Source organism: Curtobacterium uvaldense, assembly GCF_028307415.1.
Classification (GTDB): domain Bacteria; phylum Actinomycetota; class Actinomycetes; order Actinomycetales; family Microbacteriaceae; genus Curtobacterium.
In genome coordinates this window covers 35,393-41,493 of the sequence record NZ_JAQMHU010000028.1, presented here as the reverse complement: position 1 = coordinate 41,493, position 6,101 = coordinate 35,393, and the positions used below count along the sequence as shown (strand labels likewise).

The window sequence follows — 6,101 nt, the reverse complement described above, 5'->3', positions numbered from 1 at the left end:
CGGCGCGCGTCAGCGCGCGGCGGCCGCCAGGCCGTGCGCGGCCGCGACGGCCTCGTTCACGACCTGGCCGGCGTGCACGTTCACGCCCTTCGCGAGGGCCGGGTCGACCTCGGTGGCCCGCTCCCACCCCTGGTCGGCGATCGCGAGGGCGTAGGGCAGCGTCGCGTTCGTCAACGAGATCGTGCTGGTGCGCGGGACGGCACCCGGCATGTTCGCGACGCAGTAGTAGACGGCGTCGTGCACACGGAAGGTCGGGTCGTCGTGCGTGGTCGGCCGCGAGCCCTCGAAGCAGCCGCCCTGGTCGATCGCGATGTCGACGAGCACCGACCCCTGCCGCATGTCCGCGACCATGGCGTCGGTCACGAGCTTGGGCGCCGAGGCACCGGGGATGAGCACCGACCCCACGACGAGGTCCGCCTCGCGCAGCGCATCGGCGATCGCGTGCGACGACGACCGCAGCGTCGTGATCCGACCGTCGAACCGGGCGTCCAGCGCACGCAGCCGCGGCAGGCTGATGTCGAACACCGTGACCTCGGCGCCGAGCCCGAGGGCCATGGTCGCGGCGTGCTCCCCCGCGACCCCGCCGCCGATGACGACGACCCGGCCGCGCGGCGTCCCGGGGACCCCGCCGAGGAGCAGCCCGCGGCCGCCCTTCGTGCGCATGAGCTGGTCGGCGCCGACCTGCACGGAGAGTCGCCCGGCGATCTCGGACATCGGCGAGAGCAGCGGCAGCGACCGGTCCGGCAGCTGCACGGTCTCGTAGGCGATCGCGGTCGCACCGGAGGCGACGAGCGCGTCGGTGAGCGGCCGGTCGGCAGCCAGGTGCAGGTAGGTGAAGAGCACCTGTCCCGGACGGATCGACGGGTACTCGGAGGCGACGGGCTCCTTCACCTTGAGGACGAGCTCCGCCTGCTCCCAGACCTCGGCGGCCGTGCCGACGACGGTGGCTCCCGCAGCCCGGTACTCGTCGTCCGAGAAGGACGATCCGGCTCCGGCGCCGGCCTGCACGAGCACGCGGTGACCGTGCAGCGCGAGCTCACCCACACCCGCCGGCGTGGCCGCGACGCGGTACTCGTTGTTCTTGACTTCGGTGGGGACGCCGATCAGCATCACGGACTCCTTCGTGGGCGGTGCAGGACACTTCCACGATGCGCCGGAGTTCGTTTCGGATGGGTTTCCGCCGAACATCTGCACGGTCTCCGCCAATACGGTCGCACGAGATTCGGCTCGGCCCGCGCACGCCCCGGGTGGTCAGTGCGCGCGGAGCGACTCGCTCGGCAGCTCGCCGAAGCGGGCGCGGTAGGTCGCCGAGAACCGGCCGAGGTGCCCGAACCCCCAGGCGCGAGCGATGTCCGCCACGCTGGTGTCGTCGCGGTCACCGCGGAGCAGGTCCCCCCGGGCGCCGTCGAGCCGCACGCTGCGCAGCAGGTCACCCGGCGTCTGGTCGAGGTGCCGCCGGAGCGACTGCTGGAGCCCACGCGGACTGAGCCCGGCCGCCGCCGCGATCTCGGCGGTCCCGATGGCGTCCCGCGCGTGGGCGTGCACGTACTCGAGCGCCAGCCGCAGTCGGGCGTGCTCCGGACCGTTGCCGGTGACCGTCGACTGCCAGCGCTCGCGGTGCGGGAAGGCGTCGACCGCCGCGGTCACGAAGGCGTCGACGATGCTGCGCCGTGCCGCCGGGCTGAGGTCGTTGTCGCTGTGCAACCAGGTCGACGAGTGCGCGCGCACGACCGACTGCCAGGTGCGCACGCCGTCGGCGGTCGGACGGTGCATCGCGTCGAACGTGAAGTCGGCATCGCCCACGAGCGACCTGACGTGCGCCTTGTCGAGCTGCACCAGGTTCAGCCCGATGTCGCGGTGGTGCAGTTCGTACGCATCGGGCAGGACCACGGGCACGCCGGGCTCGAGGTCGATGCTCCGGCCGCCGAAGGTGAGGGTACTGGACCCGGACCGCAACCACGCGACGAGGACCTGGTCGTCCACGACGCTCTCGGTCCGGAGGTCGACGAGGAACCGGGCCGTCCGCAGGGACAGCAGCCCGTCGCTCACCCCCGCGAAGTCCCACTGTGGGCGCTGTCGGGTCCGTCGGACCCGGGGCGCCCGGAAGTCGTAGTCGCCGGTGAAGAACGACAGGGCTTCATCCACGTCGGTGCCGGCGATGCGGCGGAAGGAGCGGCCGTCCGTCGCGGTCGCAGGTGCCGCCGGGACGGCGCCGTCGGACTCCACCCGATCGGGGTTCTCGTGAGAAGGCACCATGGACCAGAACCTACGGGGCACCACCGACAAAGTAGGTCGGCACCTGACCCAAGCGGAGCGGTCAGGGCTGCAGGATCGCCTGCCCGACGCTCTCGTCCAGGATGAGGTCGGTGACCAGCCCGGCCGCGAGCGCACCCTTGAGCGACGCCGCCTTCGAGCGCCCGGCCACCACGCAGACCCGACGCGGCGCCCGCTTGATCGTGTCGAGGTCCGGCGCACCGGCCCGGGTGTTCACGCCGATGTCCTTCCACGAGCCGTCGGCGCGGTAGAACACGGTCGAGACGTCCCCGACGACGCCGGCCTCGGTGAGCTCGTCGCGGTCGGACGGGTCGAGGTACCCGCCCGAGTACACGTGCGACGGCACCGGTGCCTGCGGGGCACCGACGCCGAACACGACGAGGTCCATCCGCTCGTGCAGGTCGAGGACGCGGCGGATCGAGCGCTCGCGGAACAGCGCCTCCTTCGTCGCCGGGTCGTCGAAGAACGCCGGCACCGGGAACTGCTGCACGAACGCGCCGTACGCCTCGCCGAACCGGCGCAGGATCTCCGACGCGTAGACGATGCCCGTGGTGCGGGTGTTCGCGGCGCCGTTGATCTGCACCACGGTGGACCCGTGCGTCGTCTTCGGCACCAGGTAGCGGCTCACCGCGCTGACGGTCGATCCCCACGAGATGCCGATCACCATGTTCGACTCGACGTACTGCGTCAGGATGCGCGCCGCGGACAGCGCCACCCGCTCCAGCCGGTCCACGTCGCTCGTGTGGTCCGGCACCGGCACGACGTGCGCGTGGACGCCGAACCGCGCGCGGATGTTGCGACTGAGCGCGGCGGCCTGGTCGAGGGGCGAGCGGATCTGGATGTCCACCAGCCCGGTGTCCCTGGCGTACTTCAGGAGGCGCGACACCGACGAGCGCGAGGTCCCCAGCTCGTCGGCGATGGCGTCCATCGTCAGGTCCTGCAGGTAGTACAGGTGCGCGGCGCGCAGCGCCTGCTGCGTTCGCATCGGCTGCGCTGCGTCACTCACGGAACCGAGCATGCACGGACGTGCAGGGCCTCTGCAACCCCTGTCGCGCCTCCCGGCCGTCGCCCCCGCACCCGCAGCGGCGTCGCGAGCCGCCCCGCCGACCCGATCGACACGTGTGCTGCACGTTCGTGCACGCGAGTTGCCCGCCCTCCCACACAGGCGCACCATCGGAGGAGTCCCACGGAACCGACCAAGGAAGCGACGCACCATGTCGAAGAAGACGCAGCCCCGGAAGACGGTCAGCGCGCTCACCGAGCGCCCGAACGCACAGGTCCTCATCGTCGGTGGCGGCATCAACGGCATCGCCACCTTCCGCGACCTCGCCCTGCAGGGGGTCGACGTCGTGCTCGTCGAGCGCGGCGACTACGCCGGCGGGGCCTCGGCCGCGTCGAGCCACATGATCCACGGTGGCATCCGGTACCTCGAGAACGGCGAGTTCCGTCTCGTGCGCGAGAGCGTGCAGGAGCGCAACGGCCTGATCCGCATCGCGCCGCACTACGTGAAGCCGCTGCAGACCACGATGCCGATCTTCTCGACGTTCTCCGGCATCATGAACGCTCCGCTGCGCATGCTCACCCACAAGCAGCGCTCGACCAAGGAGCGCGGTGCCGCGCTCATCAAGATCGGCATGACGATCTACGACTCCTTCTCGCGTGACGGCGGCTCGGTGCCGAAGCACCGCTTCCTCACCAAGAAGGCCGCGCTCGCCGACATGCCGGCGCTCAACAAGGACCTCAAGTACACGGGCACCTACTACGACGCCTCGGTGCACGAGCCGGAGCGCCTGGCGCTCGACGTGCTCAAGGACGGCCTCGCCGCCGCGCAGGGCACCGGCAGCGCCGCGACCGCCCGCGCCGTCAACTACGTCGAGGCAGCCGGCACCCGTGACGGCGGCGTCGTCCTCCGCGACCGGGAGACCGGCGAGGACTTCGTGTTCACCGCCGACGTGGTCGTGAACGCGTCCGGCCCCTGGACCGACCTGACGAACCAGGCCTTCGGCGGCGAGACGAAGTTCATGGGCGGGACGAAGGGTTCCCACATCGTCGTCAAGAACGATGAGCTGCTCGAGGCGACCAAGGGCCGCGAGCTGTTCTTCGAGAACAACGACGGCCGCATCGTCCTCATCTACCCGCTCAAGGGCCGGGTGCTCATCGGGACGACGGACATCGACGCGGACCCGTCGAAGCCGGTGACCACGACCGAGGAGGAGATCGACTACTTCTTCGGCCTGGTGAAGCACGTCTTCCCGCAGATCGAGGTCACCCGCGACCACATCGTCTACAGCTACTCGGGCATCCGCCCGCTCCCCCGCCACGAGGACACCGCCCCCGGCTTCGTGTCCCGCGACTACCGGATCGTCGACACCCCGATCGCCGGCCTCCCCGACACCACGGTGCTGAGCCTGGTCGGTGGCAAGTGGACCACGTTCCGCGCCCTGGCCGCGCACCTGTCGAGCGACGTCACCACGAAGCTCGGCACCGCCCGGAAGGTCGACACGACCGGCATGGCGATCGGCGGTGGCAAGGACTTCCCGACGACCGACGCGCAGCGGGCGCTGTGGATCAAGTCGCACCGTGACGGCCTCGACGAGTCCGTCGTCGAGGGGCTGCTCGAGCGCTACGGCACCCGTGCGGCCGAGGTCGTGGACGTCCTCACCGACGGCCCGGTCGTGCCCCTCGAGTCCGACCCGTCGCTCACACGGGCCGAGGTCGCGTACTTCGCGCAGCACGAGCAGGCGGTCCACCTGGTCGACGTGGTGCTCCGACGCACGAACCTCGCCTTCGTCGGCGGCGTCACCATCGACCTGCTCGACGAGCTGGCGGACGTGCTCGCCGACACCCTGGGCTGGGACACCGAGGAGCGCGCGGACGAGGTCCAGCGCACGCTCGACGTCCTGCGCGAGTCGCACGGCGTGATCGTGCCGCTGCACACGACGGCGCAGCCCGCGTAGTCCACGCGAGCGCAGACGGACGGGAGGCGCGGTGCCGGCTGGCACCGCGCCTCCCGTCCGTCGCGTGGTCACGCACTCGCGCACCGCTCGGATCACCAGACGCCGCCGTCCCGCCGAGACGCCGCCGGATCGGGCGGCGTCTCGCTCGACTGCGGGCGTCTCGAGTCGACGCCGGCGTCTCGGGCACGGCTCGGCCGTCAGAACGCGTCGCCGGTGGGGTCCTGCGCCGTCCGGTCGATGAGGTCCTCGCCACCGACTGGCTCGCCCTCCCAGTCGACCAGGCGCCAGCCGTCCTCGAAGGACCCCTCGACCTCGACGATCCCGGTGTTCTCGAGGTGCCGCTTCGTGCCGAACTCGTCCGGGGTGTTCTGCGCGACCGCGCTGGCCCAGGTGCGGATCGCCGCGCCGTGGCTGAACGCAGCCGCGACCTCGACCCCGGTCGCGAGGATCTGCCGCACGGCGTCGTCGTAGCGCGCGAAGAAGTCGTCGCCGCTCTCGGCACCGGGCATCCGGCCCGCGCGGTCCCCCGCCGACCAGCCGTGCACGGTCGAGATGTAGAGCTGCACCGAGGTCCGGTCGTGCTTGCCCTGCAGGTCGCCCGCCTCGATCTCACGGAGCCCCGGCAGCACGACGGGTTCGAGCCCGAGCGCGGCAGCGAGGGGCGCGGCGGTGTGCTGCGTCCGGACCATGGACGAGACGAAGAGCCGCTCGATCCCGCGGTCGGCCAGGGCCGCGGGCAGCGCGTCCGCCTGCTGCTGCCCGAGCTCGGTGAGCCCGGGCCCGGGCACCTCGGCGTCGAGGACACCGTTCACGTTCGCGGGGGTCTGGCCGTGCCGGATGAGCAGGAGTCGCATGACCCCACCCTACGGA

5 protein-coding genes are annotated in these 6,101 nt (G+C 71.6%); 1 reads left to right on the top strand and 4 read right to left on the bottom strand.

What is annotated here, in order from left to right:
* Window positions 1-9 precede the first annotated feature (9 nt).
* The 3 genes from ald to PIJ49_RS14020 form a co-directional block, all read right to left on the bottom strand.
* Window positions 10-1,110: an alanine dehydrogenase gene (ald, locus tag PIJ49_RS14030; RefSeq protein ID WP_066655475.1), complete on the bottom strand. Its 1,101-nt coding sequence runs from the start codon at window positions 1,108-1,110 to the stop codon at window positions 10-12.
* Window positions 1,111-1,251: 141 nt separating this feature from the next.
* Window positions 1,252-2,256, bottom strand: a complete 1,005-nt coding sequence (locus PIJ49_RS14025) for an AraC family transcriptional regulator (protein WP_081984986.1) — start codon at window positions 2,254-2,256, stop codon at window positions 1,252-1,254.
* Between the two features lie 61 nt (window positions 2,257-2,317).
* Window positions 2,318-3,259: a sugar-binding transcriptional regulator gene (locus PIJ49_RS14020; RefSeq protein WP_066658541.1), complete on the bottom strand. Its 942-nt coding sequence runs from the start codon at window positions 3,257-3,259 to the stop codon at window positions 2,318-2,320.
* Between the two features lie 229 nt (window positions 3,260-3,488).
* On the opposite strand from PIJ49_RS14020, the gene PIJ49_RS14015 reads away from it, so the two are divergent.
* Window positions 3,489-5,231 (top strand): glycerol-3-phosphate dehydrogenase/oxidase, encoded by a 1,743-nt coding sequence (locus PIJ49_RS14015; protein ID WP_251154551.1) that lies wholly within the window; start codon window positions 3,489-3,491, stop codon window positions 5,229-5,231.
* Window positions 5,232-5,428: 197 nt separating this feature from the next.
* On the opposite strand, the gene PIJ49_RS14010 is transcribed toward PIJ49_RS14015, so the two are convergent.
* A complete protein-coding gene (locus PIJ49_RS14010; RefSeq protein WP_066655482.1) occupies window positions 5,429-6,085 on the bottom strand; it encodes a histidine phosphatase family protein in 657 nt (218 codons plus the stop codon).
* Window positions 6,086-6,101 lie beyond the last annotated feature (16 nt).

What these genes read in the sequence shown, in the direction of transcription:
- PIJ49_RS14025 (WP_081984986.1), bottom strand. Translation starts at nt 2,256, where the DNA reads ATGGTGCCTTCTCACGAGAACCCCGATCGGGTGGAGTCCGACGGCGCC.
- PIJ49_RS14010 (WP_066655482.1), bottom strand. Translation starts at nt 6,085, where the DNA reads ATGCGACTCCTGCTCATCCGGCACGGCCAGACCCCCGCGAACGTGAAC.
- ald (WP_066655475.1), bottom strand. Translation starts at nt 1,110, where the DNA reads ATGCTGATCGGCGTCCCCACCGAAGTCAAGAACAACGAGTACCGCGTC.
- PIJ49_RS14015 (WP_251154551.1), top strand. Translation starts at nt 3,489, where the DNA reads ATGTCGAAGAAGACGCAGCCCCGGAAGACGGTCAGCGCGCTCACCGAG.
- PIJ49_RS14020 (WP_066658541.1), bottom strand. Translation starts at nt 3,259, where the DNA reads ATGCGAACGCAGCAGGCGCTGCGCGCCGCGCACCTGTACTACCTGCAG.